General features: G+C 64.7%; 16 protein-coding genes and 1 pseudogene. 5 read left to right on the top strand and 12 right to left on the bottom strand.

Annotated features, from left to right (window positions below):
• Positions 1-39 precede the first annotated feature (39 nt).
• Complete coding sequence (locus tag NLM25_RS02705) at positions 40-2,145, top strand: S9 family peptidase (RefSeq protein ID WP_254135935.1); 2,106 nt, start codon at positions 40-42, stop codon at positions 2,143-2,145.
• 199 nt (positions 2,146-2,344) lie between these two features.
• Here the strand turns inward: NLM25_RS02705 and NLM25_RS02700 are convergent, their stop codons facing one another.
• The 6 genes from NLM25_RS02700 to NLM25_RS02675 all read right to left on the bottom strand — a co-directional run bounded on the left by NLM25_RS02700 (position 2,345) and on the right by NLM25_RS02675 (position 8,632).
• Entirely contained in the window at positions 2,345-3,436 is a 1,092-nt protein-coding gene (locus NLM25_RS02700; RefSeq protein ID WP_254135934.1) for an SMP-30/gluconolactonase/LRE family protein, read from the bottom strand.
• Between the two features lie 74 nt (positions 3,437-3,510).
• The gene (locus NLM25_RS02695; protein WP_254135933.1) at positions 3,511-4,230 is read right to left on the bottom strand and encodes a ribonuclease activity regulator RraA; all 720 of its coding nucleotides are present in this window, start codon (positions 4,228-4,230) and stop codon (positions 3,511-3,513) included.
• Positions 4,231-4,240: 10 nt separating this feature from the next.
• Positions 4,241-5,980 (bottom strand): L-arabinonate dehydratase, encoded by a 1,740-nt coding sequence (araD, locus tag NLM25_RS02690; protein ID WP_254135932.1) that lies wholly within the window; start codon positions 5,978-5,980, stop codon positions 4,241-4,243.
• Positions 5,977-6,840, bottom strand: a complete 864-nt coding sequence (locus NLM25_RS02685; protein WP_254135931.1) for an ABC transporter permease — start codon at positions 6,838-6,840, stop codon at positions 5,977-5,979. The genes araD and NLM25_RS02685 overlap by 4 nt, the downstream gene beginning before the upstream one ends.
• An 11-nt stretch (positions 6,841-6,851) precedes the next feature.
• Positions 6,852-7,613 (bottom strand): ABC transporter ATP-binding protein, encoded by a 762-nt coding sequence (locus NLM25_RS02680; RefSeq protein ID WP_254135930.1) that lies wholly within the window; start codon positions 7,611-7,613, stop codon positions 6,852-6,854.
• Positions 7,613-8,632, bottom strand: a complete 1,020-nt coding sequence (locus tag NLM25_RS02675) for an ABC transporter substrate-binding protein (protein WP_254135929.1) — start codon at positions 8,630-8,632, stop codon at positions 7,613-7,615. The genes NLM25_RS02680 and NLM25_RS02675 overlap by 1 nt, the downstream gene beginning before the upstream one ends.
• Before the next feature lie 95 nt (positions 8,633-8,727).
• On the opposite strand from NLM25_RS02675, the gene NLM25_RS02670 reads away from it, so the two are divergent.
• The 3 genes and pseudogenes from NLM25_RS02670 (at position 8,728) to NLM25_RS02660 (ending at position 13,644) form a co-directional block, all read left to right on the top strand.
• A complete protein-coding gene (locus NLM25_RS02670; RefSeq protein WP_254135928.1) occupies positions 8,728-9,456 on the top strand; it encodes a GntR family transcriptional regulator in 729 nt (242 codons plus the stop codon).
• A 206-nt stretch (positions 9,457-9,662) separates the two neighbouring features.
• Positions 9,663-10,076 carry a response regulator gene (locus NLM25_RS02665; RefSeq protein WP_254115114.1) on the top strand — a complete coding sequence of 138 codons (414 nt, stop codon included), beginning with the start codon at positions 9,663-9,665 and terminating at the stop codon, positions 10,074-10,076.
• A 67-nt stretch (positions 10,077-10,143) separates the two neighbouring features.
• A pseudogene (locus NLM25_RS02660) lies at positions 10,144-13,644 on the top strand (PAS domain S-box protein).
• Between the two features lie 108 nt (positions 13,645-13,752).
• On the opposite strand, the gene NLM25_RS02655 reads toward NLM25_RS02660, so the two are convergent.
• On the bottom strand, positions 13,753-14,388 hold the full coding sequence (locus NLM25_RS02655) for a response regulator transcription factor (RefSeq protein ID WP_254115112.1): 636 nt from the start codon (positions 14,386-14,388) through the stop codon (positions 13,753-13,755).
• 149 nt (positions 14,389-14,537) lie between these two features.
• On the opposite strand from NLM25_RS02655, the gene NLM25_RS02650 reads away from it, so the two are divergent.
• Positions 14,538-14,831 carry a hypothetical protein gene (locus NLM25_RS02650; RefSeq protein ID WP_254135927.1) on the top strand — a complete coding sequence of 98 codons (294 nt, stop codon included), beginning with the start codon at positions 14,538-14,540 and terminating at the stop codon, positions 14,829-14,831.
• A gap of 54 nt (positions 14,832-14,885) precedes the next feature.
• Here the strand turns inward: NLM25_RS02650 and NLM25_RS02645 are convergent, their stop codons facing one another.
• From NLM25_RS02645 to NLM25_RS02625, 5 genes are all read right to left on the bottom strand, one after another.
• Entirely contained in the window at positions 14,886-15,389 is a 504-nt protein-coding gene (locus NLM25_RS02645) for a response regulator (protein ID WP_254115110.1), read from the bottom strand.
• A 148-nt stretch (positions 15,390-15,537) separates the two neighbouring features.
• A complete protein-coding gene (locus tag NLM25_RS02640) occupies positions 15,538-15,855 on the bottom strand; it encodes a hypothetical protein (RefSeq protein WP_008565131.1) in 318 nt (105 codons plus the stop codon).
• Positions 15,856-15,857: 2 nt separating this feature from the next.
• A complete protein-coding gene (locus tag NLM25_RS02635; RefSeq protein WP_254115109.1) occupies positions 15,858-16,736 on the bottom strand; it encodes a protein-glutamate O-methyltransferase CheR in 879 nt (292 codons plus the stop codon).
• A 59-nt stretch (positions 16,737-16,795) separates the two neighbouring features.
• A complete protein-coding gene (locus NLM25_RS02630) occupies positions 16,796-17,182 on the bottom strand; it encodes a response regulator (RefSeq protein WP_254115108.1) in 387 nt (128 codons plus the stop codon).
• A gap of 32 nt (positions 17,183-17,214) precedes the next feature.
• Positions 17,215-17,688, bottom strand: coding sequence for a chemotaxis protein CheW (locus NLM25_RS02625; RefSeq protein ID WP_254135926.1), 474 nt, complete (start codon positions 17,686-17,688; stop codon positions 17,215-17,217).
• Between the last annotated feature and the right edge of the window lie 2 nt (positions 17,689-17,690).

The following is a 17,690-nucleotide window of genomic DNA, read 5'->3' as shown; positions in this document are numbered from 1 at the left end:
GACGATATAAGGTGGAACACGCTTTGAGATGAGGATCGAGTGACACAAGCCAAGACCCCTTCCCAGCCCCCCGTTGCCCCGCGCCGGCCGCATTCCTTCACGCGGCACGGGATCACCGTGACCGACGATTACGCCTGGCTGAAGGACGAGAAATGGCAGGAGGTGCTGCGCGATCCCGCGGTGCTCGATCCCGACATCCGCAAATATCTGGACGAAGAGAACGTCTACACCGAGAGCCTGCTCGGCCATACCTCGTCCCTGCAGAAGACGCTGGTGCGCGAGATGCGCTCCCGGATCAAGGAAGACGATTCCAGCGTGCCGTCGCCGGACGGCCCGTTCGCCTATTTCCGCAAGTTTCGCGAGGGCGGGCAGCACGAGCTGTTCGGCCGCATGCCGCGCGACGGCGGCGACGGCCACATCGTGCTCGACGGCGATGCGCTCGCCAAGGACCATAAATATTTCAAGTTCGGCGGCAGCCGACACTCGCACGATCACAAGCTGCAGGCCTGGAGCGCGGACACCAAGGGCTCGGAGTATTTCTCGATCCGCGTCCGCGACTGGGCGAGCGGCAAGGATCTTGACGATGTGGTCGAGGAGACCGATGGCGGCATCGTCTGGGCCGCGGACTGCAAAAGCTTCTTCTATGTGAAGCTCGACGACAATCACCGGCCGATGCAGGTGTGGCGCCACAAGCTCGGCACGAAGCAGGCCGACGACACGCTGGTCTACGAGGAGCCGGATTCCGGCTGGTTCACCCATCTGCACGAGAGCACTAGCGGCCGCTTCTGCGTGATCGCGGGCGGCGACCACGAGACCTCCGAGCAGCGGCTGATCGACCTCGCCCACCCTGAGGCGCCGCCGCGCCTCGTCGCGGCACGCGAGGAGGGCGTGCAATATTCACTCACCGATCGCGGCGACGAGCTCTACATCCTCACCAATGCCGATGACGCCATCGACTTCAAGGTCGTCACCGCGCCGCTCGGCGCGCCCGAGCGCAAGAACTGGCGCGATCTGATCCCCTATCGTCCGGGCATCTACATCATCGACCTCGATCTCTATGCCGGCCATCTGGTGCGGCTGGAGCGCGCCAACGCGCTGCCGTCGATCGTGATCCGCGATCTCGCTAGCCATGACGAGCACGCCATCGCCTTCGACGAGGCCGCCTATTCGCTGGATACGATGGGCTCCTACGAATTCGAGACGACGAATTTGCGCTTCGCCTATTCGTCGATGACGACGCCGTCGGAAGTCTACGATTACGACATGGTCAAGCGCACGCGGGCCTTACGCAAGCGTCAGGAAATTCCGTCCGGCCACAACGCCGCCGACTACGTCACCACGCGCATCATGGCCAAAGCCCATGACGGCGCCGAGGTGCCGGTGTCGATCCTCTATCGCCGGGGATTGAAGCTCGACGGCTCGGCGCCGCTGCTGCTCTACGGCTACGGCTCCTATGGCATGGCGATGCCGGCCTCGTTCAACGCCAACCGCCTGTCGCTGGTCGACCGCGGCTTCGTCTACGCCATCGCCCATATCCGCGGCGGCGCCGACAAGGGCTGGGGCTGGTATCTCGACGGCAAGCGCGAGAAGAAGACGAATTCGTTCGACGATTTCGCCGCCAGCGCCCGCGCGCTGATCGCGGCGAAGTACACCAGCGCGAAACGCATCGTCGGCCATGGCGGCTCGGCCGGCGGCATGCTGATGGGCGCGGTGGCCAACCGCGCCGGCGAATTGTTCGCCGGCATCGTCGCGGAAGTGCCGTTCGTCGACGTGCTCAACACCATGCTCGACGACACGCTGCCGCTGACGCCGCCGGAATGGCCGGAATGGGGCAATCCGATCGAGAGCGAAAAGGATTTTCGCACGATCCTGTCCTACTCGCCCTACGACAATGTCGCGGCAAAGGACTATCCGGCGATCCTGGCGATGGGCGGCTTGACGGATCCACGCGTCACCTATTGGGAGCCCGCCAAATGGATCGCGCGCCTGCGCGCCACCATGAGCGGCGGCGGCCCGGTGTTACTCCGCACCAACATGGGTGCCGGCCATGGTGGCGCATCGGGGCGGTTTGATCGGCTGGATGAAGTCGCGATCGTCTATGCGTTCGCGCTATGGGCGGCGGGGATGGCGGAGGCTGAGGTGTAGCCACCCCCTCCGCTGTCGTCCCTGCGAACGCAGGGACCCATACCGCGAGATTTATCGGTAGAGGGCGGTGCTCATACCGACGAAGACTTCTTAACTGGAAGTCTTCGCCAAACTACTCCTTGGGGTTATGGGTCCCTGCGTTCGCAGGGACGACAGGGGAGATTGTGGGACGACCGTTGCCGTCCCACAACGCGCCGCCTCACACTGCCCCGTGCGCCTCGACATACAGCGCATACACCGAGTGGCTGCTGGCCATATAGAGACGGTTGTTCTTCGGGCCGCCGAAGCAGAGATTGGCGCAGCGTTCGGGCAGCTTGATGAAGGCGAGCGGCTTGCCGTCCGGATTGAACACCATCACGCCGTCGAGATCCTCGGACTTGCCCCGGAGCTGAAACACCTTGCGGCCGCCGATATCGGTGGGCTCGGCCTGCAGCGCGCCGTTGGAGCCCCAGCCGCACCAGAGATTGCCGTCGCGGTCGACGCGAAAACCGTCGAGCGAGGCCTGGTCGGCGGCGTCGATCAGCTTGGTCTTGCCGCTGAGGGCACCGTCGTCGCCGACATTGTAGCTCCAGATGCTGCGGTTCGGCGTGCCCTTCCATTCGACGATGTAGAGCTTCTTCTCGTCGGGCGAGAAGGCAAGGCCGTTCGGATTGACGAGGTCGGTGAGGACGGCGGTGATCTTGCCGTCCTTGGCGATCCGATAGACGTTGGTGGTGGCCTGCTCGGCCTTCTCCTTCTTGCCCTCCCACTCGCCGTTGATGCCGAACAGCGGATCGGTGAACCAGATGCTGTCGTCGGACTTCACCACGATGTCGTTCGGCGCGTTCAGCCGCTTGCCGTCGAACTTGTCGGCGAGGACGGTGATCTTGCCGTCCTTCTCGGTGCGGGTGATGCGGCGGGTGACGGAATGCTCGCAGGTGACGAGACGGCCCTGGCGATCGCGCGCATTGCCGTTGGCGTAGTTGGCGTTGGCGCGGAAGACGCTGGTCTGTCCGGTCTTCTCGTCGAACTTCATGATCCGGTTGTTGGGAATGTCGGAGAACAGGAGATAGCCGCCCTCGGGGAAATAGGCGGGCCCCTCGGCCCAGCGCATGCCTGACGCGACCTGCTCGACCGTCGAGGAATAGAGCCGGTATTTTCCGAAGCTCGGATCGAGGATCTGGACGGCGGGATCGGGGTAGCGCTGATTGGGCGTGAACGGGAACGACTGGGCACCGGCGGCGCGGGCGAGAAGCGTGGACGCGGCCATCGCTCCAGCGCCGGCCATGAGGTTACGTCGCGTGAAATTCATTGTAGTCCTCCCTGCTTGATAAAAAGCCGGCGCTTGCTGCGCCGGCTCGTTTCCTGACGTGCTTCAGTCTCGGTCTAGCGGCCGTTCTTCTTCCGCCATTCCGCAAAATCGGTCAGCGTCTGCGGGTCCGTGGCCGGATAGAGACCAAAGATGCCGCGGCCCTTGCCGACTTCCTCCGTGACGAAGTCCTCGAACGCGGTCATCTCAAAGGTCTCGTTGGCGATCTCGTCGGCGAGATGCGCGGGGATCACGATGACGCCGTCGCTGTCGCCGAGGATGATATCGCCGGGAAACACCGGCGCATCGCCGCAGCCGATCGGCACGTTGATCTCGATCGCCTGGTGCAGCGTGAGATTCGTCGGCGCCGAGGGGCGGTGATGGTAGGCGGGGATGCCGAGCTTGGCGATCTCGGCGGAATCGCGAAAGCCGCCGTCTGTGACGACGCCGGCGACACCACGCTTCATCAGCCGCGTCACCAGGATCGCGCCGGCGGAGGCCGCGCGCGCGTCCTTGCGGCTGTCCATCACCAGCACGGCTCCGGGCGGGCAATCCTCGACCGCCTTGCGCTGCGGATGGGAGCGATCCTTGAAGACGTCGATGGTGTTGAGATCTTCCCGCGCCGGCATGTAGCGCAGCGTGAAGGCCTCACCGACCATGGTCGGCTGATCCGCACCGAGCGGGTGCACATCCTGGATCATCTGGATGCGCAGGCCGCGCTTGAACAGCGCGGTGGCGACGGTGGCCGTGGAGACGGATTTGAGCTTGTTGCGGGTGGCTTCGGAAAGTTTTGTCATAGTGTGCTCTCTAGTAAATCGACGGCTCGCCGATCGGCGCACCGAAGTCGGTCTCGAGGAAGTCGAAGTCGCAGCCGTCATTGGCCTGCTTGATGTGCTTGGTGAACATCCAGCCATAGCCGCGCTCGAAGCGGCGCTCGGGCTGCTTCCAGGCGGCGCGGCGCTTGTCCAGCTCAGCCTCGGGGACGTCGAGATTGATGGTGCGCGCGGCGACGTCGAGCGTGATGCGGTCGCCGTTCTGCACCAGCGCCAGCGGGCCGCCGATGTAGGACTCGGGCGAGACGTGCAGGATGCAGGCGCCGTAGCTGGTGCCGCTCATGCGCGCGTCCGAGATGCGCACCATGTCGCGCACGCCCTGCTTCACGAGCTTGGTCGGGATCGGCAGCATGCCCCATTCCGGCATGCCCGGCCCGCCCTGCGGCCCGGCATTGCGCAGAATGAGGATATGATCCTCGGTGACGTCGAGGTTGGGATCGTCGACCGCCTTCTTCATCGAGGGGTAGTCGTCGAACACCAGCGCGGGGCCGGTGTGCTTGAGGAAACGCGGCGCGCAGGCGCTCGGCTTGATGACGCAGCCGTCTGGCGCGAGATTGCCCTTGAGCACGGCGAGCGCGCCTTCCTTGTAGATGGGATTGTCGACCGAGCGGATCACGTCGGCATTGTGCACCTCGGCGCCGTCGATGTTCTCACCGAGAGTCTTGCCTGTGACGGTGATGCAATCGAGATGCAGATGCTGCTTGATCTGACCCATCAGCGCCGGCAGGCCGCCAGCGTAGAAGAAGTCCTCCATCAGATAGGCATCGCCGCTCGGACGGACGTTGGCAATCACAGGCACCTTGCGGGAGGCCTTCTCGAAATCGTCGAGGCCGATGTCGAGGCCGGCGCGGCGGGCCTGCGCGATCAAATGGATGATCGCGTTGGTCGAGCAGCCCATCGCCATCGCGACCGCAATGGCGTTCTCGAACGCCTTGCGCGTCTGGATCGTCTTCGGCGTCAGATCCTCCCACACCATCTCGACGATGCGGCGGCCGCATTCGCTGGCCATGCGGATATGGTTGGCGTCAGCCGCGGGAATCGAGGAGGCGCCCGGCAGCGTCATGCCGATCGCTTCCGCAATCGCGGTCATGGTCGAGGCCGTGCCCATGGTCATGCAGGTGCCGTAGCTGCGCGCGATGCCGGCCTCGATGTCGAGCCAGTCCTTGTCAGAGATCTTTCCGGCGCGCCGCTCATCCCAATATTTCCAGCCGTCCGAGCCGGAGCCGAGCGTCTTGCCCTTCCAGTTGCCGCGCAGCATGGGACCGGCCGGCAGATAGATCGCCGGGATGTTCATCGAGGTCGCCCCTAACAACAGCGCCGGCGTGGTCTTGTCGCAGCCGCCCATCAGCACCACGCCGTCGACGGGATGGCTGCGCAGCAGCTCCTCCGCGTCCATGGCGAGCAGGTTTCGATAGAGCATGGTGGTCGGCTTGAGCAGCGATTCCGACAGCGACAGTGCCGGCAGCTCGATCGGCAGGCCGCCGGCCATCAGGATGCCGCGCTTGACGTCGTCGACGCGCGACTTGAAGTGCATGTGGCAGGGCTGGGCGTCCGACCAGGTGTTGAGGATCGCGATGCACGGCCGGTCCTTCCACTCCTCCGGGGCGTAGCCCATCTGCATGGTGCGGGAGCGGTGGCCGAACGAGCGCAGATCGTCGGGCGCAAACCAGCGCGCGCTGCGGAGCTGGTCGGGCGTGATTTTCTTCTTGGTCATGATTGGGTGCCCCATTTCTGGACGGTATTCCGCTCGATAGCGCGGAAGATCAGGTTCTCGACAAAGAGCCCAATGATGATCACGGTCAAGAGGCCTGCGAACACCGCAGGAATGTCCAGGAGATTGCGGTTCTCGAAGATGAACCAGCCGAGCCCGCCCTGCCCCGACGACACGCCGAACACCAGCTCGGCCGCGATCAGCGTGCGCCAGGCAAAGGCCCAGCCGATCTTGAGGCCGGTGAGGATCGAGCCGAACGCCGCGGGGATCAGGATCTTGGCGACGTAAGGCAGCCCGCGCAGGCCGTAATTGCGTCCGACCATGCGCAGCGTATTGGACACGCTCTTGAAGCCGGAATGGGTATTGAGGGCGACCGGCCAGAGCACCGAATGGATCAGCACGAACACGAGGCTGCCATTGCCGAGCCCGAACCAGATCAGGGCCAGCGGCAACAGCGCGATCGCCGGCAGCGGGTTGAACATCGCCGTCACCGTCTCCAGGAAGTCGGTGCCGATCCGCGTCGAGATCGCGAGCACGGTGAAGATCGCGGCCAGCACGATGCCCGCCGAATAGCCCATGAACAGCACCTTCAGCGAAGTCCAGGCCCGCATCGGAATGGTGCCGTCCTTGACGCGATCGTACAGCGTCACGATCGTGTCGTGCAGCGTCGGAAACAGCAGGGGATTGTCGAGATAGAGGCCGTAGGCCTCCCAGACCGCTGCCAGGAACAGGATGATGACGGTCTTGCGGACAAAACCGTCGTTCCACAGCAGCTCGAGCACACTCAGCTTGCGTTCGACCTCGCCTGCGCCGCCAGCGGCGGTAGCCGGCGCCTCACGCAGCAAAATTGTCGCTTCGCCCATAACCGGCTCCCTCAATGCGCCGTTGCTTCGGAGGCGAACAGGAGATCGTGGATCTCCTTCTCCAGCCGGCCGGCGCTGCCATCACCATTGGAGACCTTGTCGACGTCGATCACCTCGGCCTTGACGCGGCCGGGATGCGGCGACAGCAGCAGGATGCGGTTGCCGATGCGGATTGCTTCCGCAATCGAATGCGTCACGAACAGCACGGTGAATTTGGTCTCGCTCCAGAGCTGGAGCAGCTCGTCCTGGCAGGTTCGGCGCGTCAGCGCGTCGAGCGCGGCGAACGGCTCGTCCATCAGCAGGATGTCAGGCTCCATCGCCATACCGCGCGCGATCGCAACGCGCTGCTTCATGCCGCCCGACAGCGTATGCGGATAGGCATCGACGACGCGGGTGAGGCCGACCTTCTCGATATAGGCCCGCGCCTTCGCCTCGGCGGCCTTGCGCGACAGTTTTCGCGCGGTCAGCAGCGGAAACATCACGTTGGCCAGCACGCTCTTCCAGGGCAGCAGCTGGTCGAACTCCTGGAAGATCATCATGCGGTCGGCGCCGGGACCGTGGATCTCGCGATCGCCAATGGTCATGCGTCCCTCACTCGGCGTCATGTAGCCGCCGACGGCCTTGAGCAGGGTCGACTTGCCGCAGCCGGACGGCCCGAGCAGCACGAAGCGGTCGGACTTGTCGACGGTGAAACTCACCCTTTCGGTGGCGGTGACGACGGCGCTGGAGGTCTTGTAGCGCAGCGTCACCCCATTGACGTCGAGCAGCGCCATCAGTTGCCCTTCAGATCGTGCGCGACGGGGAGATAATAGTCGGTCCAGGCCTTGGGCTGGTTCTTCAGCGTGCCGGTCTTGAACAGATGGGCGGCGAACTTCATCGTGCCCTGCGGCTCGAGATTCCACTCCATCATGCCAGGCTCCTTCAGGAGATCGAGCAGCTCCTCGACCGAGGTCTTGTCGCCGGTGATCTCCTTGTAGATCTCGACCGCCTGCTTGGTGTCGCTGCGGATCAGATCCTGCGCTTCCTTGGTGGCGTCGCGCACGGCCTGGATGATCTTCGGATTGGCATCGGCGAATTTCGTCGTGGTGAAGAATTGCGCCTGGCTGAGCGGGCCGCCCATCACGTCCGGCGACGACAGCACGACATGCGCGCCCGGCACGTTCTTCAGCTCCAGGAAGGTGAACGGCGGAATCGAGAAGTGGGTGTGCACCTCGTGCTTGGGATTGGACAGCGCCGCATAGGCGTCGGGATGGCCGAGCTGCACGGTGTTGGCGTCGAGCTTCGACCATTGGTCCGCACCGAAAGCCTCGGCGGCCGCGATCTGCAGCACGATCGCCTGGGTCGAGACCTTCACCGTCGGCACCGCGATCTTGTCGGTCGGCCCGAAATCCTTGATCGACTTGATGTTGGCGTCGCGGCTGATCAGCGTCATCGGCTGCGCCGAGGTCGCGACGATGCCCTTCACGCCGCCGCGGGTGCGGTCCCACAGCAGCAGAAGATTGCCGGTGCCGGTGTTGAGGATGTCGACGCCGCCGGCGAGCAGCGCATCGGTCTGCGCGCCGCCGCCAGAGAAGGTGATCCATTTGGTGGTGACGCCGGTTACGCCGAGCTGAGCCGCGTGCTTCTCGATCAGCTTCTGCTTTTCCATGATGTGGCTCGGCATGTAGAAAATGCCGGGCTGGCGCGACAGCGAGATCTCGGATTTCTGCTGCGCATGTGCCGCGGATACCGACAGGGCGGTTGCGGCGATCAGGGTGGCAGCCGCAAGCTTGCTACGAAGATGCTTGATCATTGTTGTGTGTTTCCTCCGGGGTGCCGCGAGCCCGCGTTGACCCTGCTGATGCACTAATATATTAGTGCATCAAAGGCAAGCCCGCGGGACCCGACATGGAAGCAGCCCAACCTTCGCCGCGCGCGGCCGCAAAAACCGCCCCGCGACCCGCCGCCCGGCTCGATCGCGCCCGCCAGGCCGCGCCGCAGGTGTTCGAGCGGCTGCGCAATGCGATCATCGCCCTGGAGCTGCCGCCGGGCGCGCCGCTGTCACGTGCCGAGCTTGCAGGCCAGTTCGGCGTCAGCTCAACACCGGTGCGCGATGCCTTGATGCGGCTCGAGGAAGAGGGTCTGGTCGACGTTTTCCCGCAGCACGCCACCGTGGTCAGCCGGATCGACATCAGCCGCGCCGAGCAGGCGCATTTCCTGCGTCAGGCACTGGAGCTGGAGATCATCCGCCTGCTTGCAGGCAACCACGACGCCGCACTGGTCATTCGCCTGGATCAAGCCATTGCGCTGCAACAGCAATTCGCCAAGGCTGGCGACTTCGAGGCCTTCATGGCCGGCGACAATGATTTTCACGCCCAGCTCTATGCTGCCGCCGGAAAACAGGACCTGTGGGTGCTGGTGCGCAGCCGCAGCGGACATATCGACCGCCTGCGCCGGCTGCATTTGCCCTCGCCCGGCAAGGCCCAGAACATCGTCCGCCACCACAAGCTGATCACGCGCGCGATCGAGGCCGGCGACGCCGATGCGGCGCAACAGCATCTGCGCAAGCATCTGTCGGGTACGCTGAGCGAGCTGGACAAGATCCGGAGCCACTATCCCGAATACCTGACCGATTAGGCGCGCGGACACGGACCAGGGCGCGCACCCGGAACCCATGTGCACGTAAACATGCATATGGCCGATATCGCCGGGATCGCGCGAGGCGGACAACGTGTCGGCCGCGAAGTGCTTGCAGGATGGGCACAATCCGCGCAACAATTTCGTATTTGATGCTTTGATTTGGGTCGCCGGGAACATCCCTGTCCGACCCGGAGGTTTTTGACGTGGCCAACATCCTGATTGTGGATGACGATCCGGCCGTGCAGATCACGATCCGGCTGATCCTGGAGAGAGCGGGTCACCAAGTCACCGTCGCCGGCGATGGCCACAAGGGACTTGCGCTGGTCGGGGCGAGCCGGTTCGACCTCCTGTTCCTCGACATATTCATGCCCGGCATGGACGGACTGGAGACGATGCGCCACATCCGGGTGCTGCAACCGACCCTTCCGATCGTCGTGATTTCCGGCCGGTCCATCACGCCGGACGCCTATGCCGAGCCGGACTTTCTGAAGATGGCGACCAAGCTTGGCGCGGTGGCAAGCCTGCAGAAGCCGTTCCGGCCGGATGCGCTGCTCGCCGCTGTCGATGGCTGCCTCGCATCCGCGCCGCGATCCGATGCCGGCGCCTGCGGCCGATGACGGGGTGATGTATGTTGCAGCGTAGCAGCACATTCGGACCCGCTCGCGACGCGGCGCGAAGGACGATATGACCCTCGCAACCCGGCTGGCCATCGCAATGATCCTGCTGGTCGCGATCGCGGTCGCCGCCGTCGGGTGGCTCAGCCATTACAGCCTGGAGCAGGCCTTCCTGCCGCGCGTGCTCGACCGTATCGAGAGCCACTCGCGGCTGCTGGCCTCGCAGCTCGAAGCCCACGCGAATGGCGCCCGCGCCGACGTTGCGACATTCCGTTCCCGTGCGGCCGCGCGCGGCATGATCGATGCCCATTTCAACAACGGGATCGATCCGGTCGACCACCTTTCGGAGAAGACCTGGCGCGACCGGCTGCTGACGCGCCTCGTGGCTGACGTCGGCGCCAACCCGGCCTACGCAAAATTCCGCATCATCGGTGCCGACGGCGTCTAATATCTGCGCGTCGACCGCTCCGGCCCGAACGGGGCGGTGCGTGCCGTTCCCGACGATGCCTTGCAGAACAAGGGCGAGCGCGGCTTCTTCCAGGAGGCGATCAAGCTGTCCGAAGACCAGGTCAGCGTCTCCCCGGTCGATCTGGACGTCGACGACGGCGTGCTTCGGATGCCCTACGCTCCGATGTTGCGCGTCGCGGCCCCCCTGTTTGGGGCCGATCATCGGCTGTTCGGCATCGTCGTCGTCAATGTCGACATGCGTCAGGCGTTCGACCGTATCAGGATAGCGATCCGGAACGGAGAGTCGGTCTATGTCGTCGGCCGTAACGGCGATTACCTCGTGCATCCCGACCGCACCCGTGAGTTCGGTTCGCAGCTCGGGAGGCCAACGCGCTGGCAGGACGACTTCCCCTATTTCGCTGCAATGACCGGATCGACCCTGGGTGCGACCCAGGTCGTGCCGGGCAGTGACAACAAGCCGAGCGGCACCGCGATCGCGCCCGCAATCCTGGCCGAGGATCAGTGGGTCGGCATCATCCGCGTCGTGCCCAACGCCGTCTTCATGGCGCCGGCCGTCATCATCGAAAGAACGACCATCACGATCGGCCTCATCGCGGTGCTGGTCGCTGCCGCGCTGGCCGTGCTGCTGGCGCGGTCGCTGACCCGGCCGATCGCGCAGCTCACTGCGGCGGTCGAGTGGTTCGGTCGGGACAATTCCATCAGAATTCCAACCGACGCCCCCGGCGAGACCGGCGTGCTGGCTCGGGCGTTTGCCCGTCTGATCGATGAGATGCGGGCGAAGACGGCAGCGCTGGAGCATGAGGTCGAGGAGCGGCGGCGCACGGAGGCCGCGCGCGACCAGCTCGCCGTCCGCGAACGCCTGTTCAGCGCGGCGGTCGAATCCTCCGACGATTCGATCGTCATGCAGACGCTCGACGGCGTCGTCATCGGATGGAATGCGGCGGCCGAGCGCCTCTACGGCTTTACGGCCGAGGAAGCGGTCGGACAGCGGACCTCGATCATCCTGCCACCCGATCGCCGCGAAGAGGGCAAGGACTATCTTCGCCGGATTTCGCTCGGCGAGCGGATCGAGCACTTCGAAACGGTGCGCCTGCGCAAGGACGGCAGTCCGGTCGAAATCTCGGTGAGCCTGTCGCCGATCAGAGGCGATTCGGGCGAGATCATCGGCGCGTCCGGCACGGCGCGCAGCCTGACGGAGGCGCGGCGGACCGAGCGCGCCCTGAAACAGCAGATCGAGGAGCGGCGGCAGCTGTTCGACGCCTCGGAAGATCTGATCATGGTCATGGATTCACGCGGCCATATCGTACAGATCAGTCCCAGCAGCCGGACCGTTCTCGGCTACAGTCCGGACGAGATGATCGGCCGCAGCGGCGTCGATTTCATTCACCCCGCCCATCTCGAGCAATCCCGCGAGGAGATGCGCGCGCTCCGGCGCGGCGGCCACCCGAAGCTCGCCGACACCCGCTGCATCCACAAGGACGGGCGCGAGGTCTGGCTGTCCTGGCTCGGCAACTGGTCGGATCAGGCCAGGCGCTTCTTCTTCGTCGGACGCGACATGACCGAGGCGAGGCGCGCGGAAGAATCCCTGCGCGAAAGCGAGCAGCTCGCGCGCAACATCGTCGAGACCGCGCTCGACGCCTTCGTCCAGACCGATGACCGCAGTACCATCCTGAACTGGAGCTCGCGGGCCGAAGAGTTGTTCGGCTGGCAACGCGACGAGGCGCTCGGTAGGAACGCGGTCGACCTCATCGTCGCCGAGAGCGAGCGCGAGAGGGTGAAGGCCGGCCTTGCGCGCTTCCTCGAGTCCCAGGACGGCCAGACGCTCAACCGGCGCCGCGAGCTCATGGTCCGGCGCCGCGACGGCAAGGAATTCAAGGCCGAGCTGAGCGTCACGGCGCTGAGACGCCGTGAAGGCGTTCTGTTCAACGTGTTCTACCGCGACCTCACCGACAAGATCGCGTCCGAGGAGCGCATCCGCCACGCCGAGAAGATGGAGGCGGTCGGCCAGCTCACCGGCGGCGTGGCGCACGACTTCAACAACATCCTCACCGTCATCACCGGGACGATCGAGATTTTGGCCGACGCGGTGGCGAAGGAGCCGGAGCTTGCGGCGATCACGAAGATGATCGACGAGGCCGCCGGGCGCGGCGCCGAGCTGACCCAGCATTTGCTCGCCTTCGCGCGCAAGCAGCCGCTCCAGCCGCGCGAGATCGACGTCAACTCGCTGGTCATCGACACCGCAAAGCTGTTGCGGCCGACGCTGGGCGAGCAGATCCAGATCGAATCGGTGTTCGAGGACGAGAACTGCGTCGCGATGGTCGATCCCAACCAGCTCACCACCGCGATCCTCAACCTCGCGCTCAATGCCCGCGACGCCATGCCGGGCGGCGGCAAGCTGATCGTGGAGACGGGCGCCGCCTATCTCGACGAGGTCTATGCCAGCGTCAACGATATCCGGCCGGGACACTATGTGCTGATCGCCGTGAGCGACACCGGCACCGGAATTCCTGCCAACATGCTGGCCCGGGTGTTCGATCCGTTCTTCACCTCGAAGGGGCCGGGCAAGGGCACCGGGCTCGGGCTTTCGATGGTCTATGGCTTCATCAAGCAGTCCACGGGCCACATCAAGATCTACAGTGAGGAAGGCCACGGCACCACGATCAAGATGTACCTGCCGCCGGGCAAGACGCCCACGGCAGTGAGCGAAGGCGTGATGCCGTCGACGATCGAGGGCGGGCACGAGACGATCCTCGTGGTCGAGGACGACCGGCTGGTGCGCGACTACGTGCTGGCGCAGCTGCATTCGCTCGGCTACGTCACCCTGCAGGCCGCGAACGCCGCCGAGGCGCTCGCGATCGTCGCCAGTGGCAAGCCGTTCGACCTGCTGTTCACCGACGTCATCATGCCCGGCAAGATGAATGGACGGCAGCTGGCCGACGAGGTGTTGAAGACGCATCCCGGGCTCAGGGTGGTCTACACCTCAGGCTATACCGAGAACGCGATCATCCATCACGGCCGGCTGGATTCAGGCGTCCTGCTGCTGGCGAAGCCGTATCGCAAATCAGATCTGGCGCGGATCATCCGCAAGGCGCTGGCCAGTTGACGCGTGGGCGCCGGTAGCCCGGGTGAGCGAAGCGATACCTGGAAACGCCGCGAGCAAAGTCCCGGATGTCGCGCTGCGCTCATCCGGGCTACGAAACGTGACTGCGCCCTACGACGCGCGCTGGGCCGCGGTCATCACGATGCGGATCAGGTCGGCGGCGTTGCGCGCCCCGAGCTTCTTCATGATGTTGGCGCGGTGGTCCTCGATGGTGCGCGGGCTGATGCCGAGCGTGCGGCCGGCCTCCTTGTTGGATGCACCGGACGCGAACTGTTCGAGCACCTCGCGTTCGCGCCGCGTCAACGGCTCGCGCCCGGGGAAATGCAGCGAAGAGAATTTCGGCGACGCGCTCTCTGCCTGCCTGCGTGCATAAGCGCCGATCGCTTCGTCCAGCCGGCCGACGATCTCGCTGCCGCGGAACGGCTTCTCGATGAAATCGAGCGCGCCGCTCTTGATGGCGCCCACCGCCATCGTGATGTCGCCCTGTCCGGAGATCATGAAGATCGGCGCCGGATAATCTTCGCCGTGCAGCTCCTTCAGAATGTCGAGGCCCGACTTTCCGGGAATGTGCACGTCGAGCAGGATCGCAGCCGGTGTGCGGTTTCGCGCGACGGAGAGCAGGGCTGCGCCGTCCGCAAAACAGATCACCTCATAGCCCGCGGCCTTCAACACCATCGACAAGGTGTCGCGAACGGCAGGGTCGTCGTCGACCACGAAGATTTCACCACGAGAGATTTGCTCGGCCATTTGCCACATCCAGTTGGCATTACGGACTCGCGTCCGCGCCAACTGTTATGGCGTTCGGCGCGGATTCGGCCCACCCGTATTTGTACGGGACATGGACTTAACGCACAAGTAGCGGCAATGCGCCTAATTGCAGGAGACGGAGAATATCCATGCTAAATTTGGCCGATCCACCGCCGCTGGTCGCGACATCCGATGCCGACAGCCAACGATTGATCGCGGCCGACCTTCGCTTGCTGATCGCGCAGATCGAGACCAGCATGCGCCGGATAGCCGCAGCCATGGATCAAGAACACAGCAACGATCCGGAAGGTTCCGCCGAGGTCTTCGTCCTCGACGACGTCACGCCGCGTTATGCCTCGGCGAACGCCGCCCTCAACGCCTGCCGGGCGGGCCTCGGCCACGCACTGCAATGTCTGTCGTCGGAATCCGGCAACCCGGCTTAAATCGCGATTAGCGCGGCGGATCGTCCGCATCCGATCGCATGGCAGCTCCGCGCCTCAGGCGCGGTGCCGTTCCACGATCGCGTCGGTGGCGACGCCACCCCAGGTGTGCATCGCCGGCAGCCCCATCGCGGTCTTGCCGAGATTGGCGAGGCTGATGCGCAGCGCCGCGAGATCGAGCGGCTTCGGCAGGCCTTGGAGCTGGATCCCGACGGAACGCGCGAAGCTGCGGGCGGCGCTGCGGCGCTTGCCGTCCATGCCGCTGATGACGATCACGGCGCCTGCGAATTTCGCGGCCGCCATCTCGCGCAGCACGTCGATGCCGTCGCCATCCTCCAGCACCAGATCGAGCGTCACGCAGTCGAAGCGCGCCGCGCGGAGCTTTTCGATCGCTTCCGCCACCGACGGCGCGACCGTGACTTCATGGCCGGCCTGCTTGGCGGCGACCGTGATCAGGCTGCGCTGCGTGGCGTCGTCGTCGACCACCAGGAGCTGAAGCGCGCGCCGCTCGGCGACGTCGGGCAGGTTTGACGGGATGGGGGAAAGGGAACTTCGGGGCATTTCCGTATCCTGAGGATTGAGACCGGCAATGGATACACGGCACGCGCTTAGGCCCCGTAAAGCCGGCACGGCGAATTCGTCCGGATGTTTTAGCAAATATGAACCAACGTCGTGGAAAACGGCGGCGGGACGCACGCGTATTTGGAGATCACGCCGCCTCGTCGCGGCCGCCGGCAGCGCCGCGCTTCTTCCGGTTCTTACCGCGCAGGAACTGGATGTCCATCTCGGCGCCGTTGACGCGCACCAGCTCGCAGCGGCGATAGGCAAGCCCGGTCGACGACAGCAGCAGGAAGAATTCCTTCAGGTTCAAGCCCTGGATCGAGCCTTCCACCGTGAGGATGGCGTCGGTGTCGGAAATCGCATTGAGCTTGCAGTCGCGCCGCCACGTGCCGTCGATGGCCATGATGCAGACATCATAGCCGCGGCTGAACGTGACGCGCTCTGCGCCCTTGCCATCCTCGGCCATGCTTATCGTCCCGCCATCACCGCCATGCGCGGCGGCGCACCTGCGACAGCCGGCCTGGCCGCGGCCGCACGCGGGTCGTTCGGCTTGTAGAGGCCGCGACGATCCGGGATCGGCCTGAACGTGTCGGTCAGTCCGACCACCGTTTCGGCGGCACCCAGCACCAGGAAGCCGTCGGGCTCGATCTGGCGGGCGAGGCGGTTGAAGATGTTGATCTTGGTATCCTGGTCGAAATAGATCAGCACGTTGCGGCAGAAGATGACGTCGAAGGTGCCGAGCTGGGCAAAATCATGCAACAGGTTGAGTTGCCGGTGCTGGATCATCGCGCGCAGCTCCGGATTGATCTGCCACGTCTCGCCGGTCTGCTTGAAATATTTCATCAGCATCTGGATCGGCAGGCCGCGCTGCACTTCGAACTGGCTGTAGATGCCGGCCTTGGCCTTCTCGAGCACCTCCTGCGACAGGTCGGTCGCGATGATCTCGACGCGCCAGCCGGTCAGGGCCGCACCCATCTCCTTCAGGCACATCGCCAGCGAATAAGGTTCCTGTCCGGTCGAGCCGGCGGCGCACCAGATGCGCACGCTCCGTCGGCCGGCGCGCGCCTTGATGACCTCAGGCATGATGGTGTCGCGAAAATGATCGAACGGGACCTTGTCGCGGAAGAAGAAGGTTTCGTTGGTGGTCATGGCTTCGACCACGCTGGTGACGAGCGCGCTCGAATTGCCCTGCAGCTTCTGCACGAGCTCGCCGATGCCGGAGAGTCCGGCCTTGCGGGCGAGCGGCAACAGCCGGCTTTCGATCAGATATTGCTTGTCTGCGGACAGGTCGAGCCCGGAATGATCCCTCAGGAACTTACGCAGATACTCATACTCGGTCGGGGTCACGGATAGCCTCTCGGAAGCTGTACTGGGAACACTCTGGCCGGAACGCTCCGGCCAGACACTCAGACCATGGCTTGTCCGACCGGGATCAAACCAACTTCAGCGAATTTGTCAGCGATGATGTCTTTGTCGAAGGGCTTCATGATGTACTCGTTGGCGCCGCCGCTGAGCGCCTGGGCGATGTGCGCCACGTTGTTCTCGGTGGTGCAGAACACCACCTTCGGCTGGTCGCCGCCGGGCAGGCGGCGCATGTGGCCCATGAACTCGAAGCCGTCCATCACGGGCATGTTCCAGTCGAGCAGCACCGCATCGGGCAGCTGGCGCCGGCAGATCTCCAGCGCCTTCGAGCCGTCCTCGGCCTCGGTGACTTCGAATTCCAGGCCTTCCAGGATCCGGCGCGCGATCTTTCGCACGACGCTGGAATCATCGACCACCAAACATGTCTTCATTTTGGTTCTCCGGCTTCGATGTTTTCGTTAGCTCACGCAGCGATTTGCACTTCGGTTTTGAGCTCGAGGACGCGATCGACGTCGAGGACGACCATGAGCTGGCCGTCGAGGCGATGGACGCCGCCGGCGAGCTTGGCCATGCGGGGATCGAGGTTGACGGGGTTTTCTTCCATGCCGGCTTCGGGCAGGCGCAGGACTTCGCCGATCTGGTCGATCAGCAGGCCATAGGATTCCCCGCGCAGGTCGACGCCGACCGCCATGGGGGTCTTGCCGTCCTCGTCCCTGGGCAGGCCAAGGCGCGAACGCATGTCGACCACGGTGACGATGCGGCCGCGCAGGTTCAGCACGCCCGCGATCTCGCGCGAGGACAGCGGCACGCGGGTGACGCGCTCGGGCATGAACACGTCCTGGACGCGGGAGATCGGCAGGCCGAACAGCTGGCCGCCGATCATCGCGGTGACGTATTCGACCATGGCGCCTTCGGTGGACTGGGTCTTGTTGCTCATCT

Origin of the sequence: Bradyrhizobium sp. CCGB01 (genome assembly GCF_024199795.1) — a bacterium.
In the GTDB taxonomy this organism is placed as follows: Bacteria; Pseudomonadota; Alphaproteobacteria; order Rhizobiales; family Xanthobacteraceae; genus Bradyrhizobium.
This window is presented reverse-complemented; position numbering and strand designations above follow the sequence as displayed.